The organism is Pseudonocardia sp. NPDC046786, from assembly GCF_040645415.1.
Taxonomy (GTDB): domain Bacteria; phylum Actinomycetota; class Actinomycetes; order Mycobacteriales; family Pseudonocardiaceae; genus Pseudonocardia; species Pseudonocardia kongjuensis.
Map to the genome: position 1 here is coordinate 1 of NZ_JBEYYF010000062.1, position 2,357 is coordinate 2,357.

The window sequence follows — 2,357 nt, forward strand, 5'->3', positions numbered from 1 at the left end:
CGTGGCCCGGCGCAAGGCGTTCGTGATCCTCGACGGCACTCTGCTCGCGATCGACCGGGTCGGCATGGGCTCGGGCTATGACCGGGCGTTCTGTTGAGTCGGCACGGAGCGCGGTGCCGGTGTTGCCACCGGTCCGTTTCTCCGTGCCGCTCGCCGAACCCGGCGTGCGACTCTCACCGCACCGGGCTCTCCACGGTCTCTGCCTTCAGGCGTGGTTGAGGCTCCAGGGGGTGGGGATCGTGTTGCCGCGGTAGCGGTACCGGGTGACCGGTGTCGATACCGTGGCGAAGAGCTCGATCCCGTCCGCCGAGAGTCGTCTCCACCGGCCGTCGTGGTCGGTGAAGCGTCGACGGAGGTCGGTCCACCTCCAGCGGTGCAGCACCATCCACCAGCTGGTGATCCGCCGCCACACAAAGTGGTCGAGGGTCTTCAGCGTGGTCTTGCATACCGCGTGCCGGAAGTAGGCGACCCAGCCGCGCATGATCTGGTTGAGCCTGATCAGCACGACCCTGGGGGCCTGCTGCGATGTCCTGTTCGTCAGGGCACGGATCTTGTCCTTCAGCTGCCGCAGCGGGCGCTGGGCGATGAAGGTGTAGACGTACCAGCGGTTCGAGCCTCGCTTGCGGCGCCACTGGATGTGGAACCCCAGGAAGTCGAACCCCTCCGACATGTGCAAGATCCGGGTCTTGGTCGGTGAGAGCCTTAACCCTAGAGGGCGCAGGATGTCGGTGGTCTCCTCGCGCAGCCGGGCGACGTCCTCGCCTGCACCGTCGCCGCTGCTGTCGACCAGCACGACGAAGTCGTCCGCGTAGCGCACGACTCGCCAGTTCGGTCGTCGGTGGCGACGTCGATGCGCCCGTCTGCCTCTGGTCGACATCGACCCGCCGGGCTTCCACTGCTCCATCAGTGCCTCGTCGAGGGCTGACAGGGCGATGTTGGCCAACAACGGGGACAGGATGCCGCCCTGCGGAGTGCCGGTCATGGTCGCCTGCTGCCAGCCGGTCTCGGTGAGGACACCGGCCTTGCAGAACGCCTTGACCAGCCCCACCACGCGCTTGTCCTTCACCCGGCGACGCACTCGGCCCAGCAGGGCCGTGTGGTCGATGGAGTCGAAGCACGCCTCGATATCCGCGTCCAGCACCCAGCGGTAGCCGTTGGTGCCGTAGTAGTGGATCTCAGCGATCGCGTCGTGGGCCCGCCGCAGGGGCCGGAAGCCGTAGGAGACCGGCTCGAAGTCGGCCTCGAAGATCGGCTCCAGCACCAGCTTGAGCGCTGCCTGGACCACCCGGTCGATGACGGTCGGGATGCCGAGCCTGCGCACCTTCCCGCTCCCACCGGGCTTGGGGATCGCGCGTTCACGCACCGGCAACGGGCGGAACTCACCCGTCTTCAGCGCGCGGCGCACGTCGTCCAGGAACCCCGGGAAGCCGATCTCCCGCTCGACGTCGGCGACGGTGACCCCGTCGACCCCGGCGGCCCGCGCTCCCCGGTTGCCCGCGACCCGCTCGAACGCCACGAGCAGCGTCGCCGGGTCGCACACGAGGTTGAACAAGTCATCGAACCTGCGGCCGGGGTCGGCCGCCGCCCAATGGTGAAGCTTGGCCTGCATCCCCGATACCCGCCGACGAGAGCCAGCATCCTGAGCGTGGTCCTCGGCCGGCGCGGCGCTGCTGTTCAGCGGCGCGTCTTTCGGCATTGCAGCCTCCTGTCTTCTCGTTACCGCTGCCGCCCTTCCCCATGTGTCGAGCTCTCCCCGACTCGAGCGACCGCAGTAGACCGCCCGGAGAGTCCCCACCGACCGAACACTCAGCGGGGACGCACCGCATCCAGCCCAGATCCACCAGGTTCGAGCTGGCGTGCCTTGAGGAGGCGTAAACGCCGGTTCCTCGCGTACTCCTCTCCGTCTTGCTCGCCGAACCCGCACCATCTGGCAGTGCTGGCACGTCCCGGCTTCGTCAGGGCTGCTCCCACCCGCACCGGCACCTCCCGGCCCCGGGCTGCCCCCAGCTTCAGTCGCCCTGCTGCGACAGGACGACGGTGGTGGTCTCTCACCTCCACTCGAACAACAAGCGCCTCACGGCGCACACTCCGGGAAACACAAGCGCCACGGCGTGAACGTGCAGGTCCTCGCCGATCCTGCCGGCAGGCTGGTGTGGGCCTCACCGGCGCTGCCCGGCGCCCGCCACGACATGGGCGCCGCCCGCGAACACGGCCTGATCGACGCGCTCAACGACGCCGGGACCCAGGTCGTGGCCGATACCGCCTATCAGGGTGGCGGTCCGGCGGTCCGGGTCCCGCAGCGCTGTCGTCGCCTCGACCCGGACACCGGCCGCTACCGGCGGCTGTCGGTGGCGCAG

At 69.0% G+C, this 2,357-nt stretch carries 1 protein-coding gene and 1 pseudogene; one reads left to right on the top strand and one right to left on the bottom strand.

Going from position 1 to position 2,357, the window contains the following annotated elements; genetic code table 11:
* Window positions 1–205: 205 nt before the first annotated feature.
* Window positions 206–1,696, bottom strand: a complete 1,491-nt coding sequence (gene ltrA, locus ABZ881_RS30850; RefSeq protein WP_358489581.1) for a group II intron reverse transcriptase/maturase — start codon at window positions 1,694–1,696, stop codon at window positions 206–208.
* A 376-nt stretch (window positions 1,697–2,072) separates the two neighbouring features.
* Here ltrA and ABZ881_RS30855 point away from each other — a divergent pair.
* A pseudogene (locus ABZ881_RS30855) lies at window positions 2,073–2,357 on the top strand (transposase family protein); the annotation flags it as partial.

Bases quoted from the DNA above. Each gene is read 5' to 3' on its own strand.
- ltrA (WP_358489581.1), bottom strand. From the start codon at position 1,696: ATGCCGAAAGACGCGCCGCTGAACAGCAGCGCCGCGCCGGCCGAGGAC.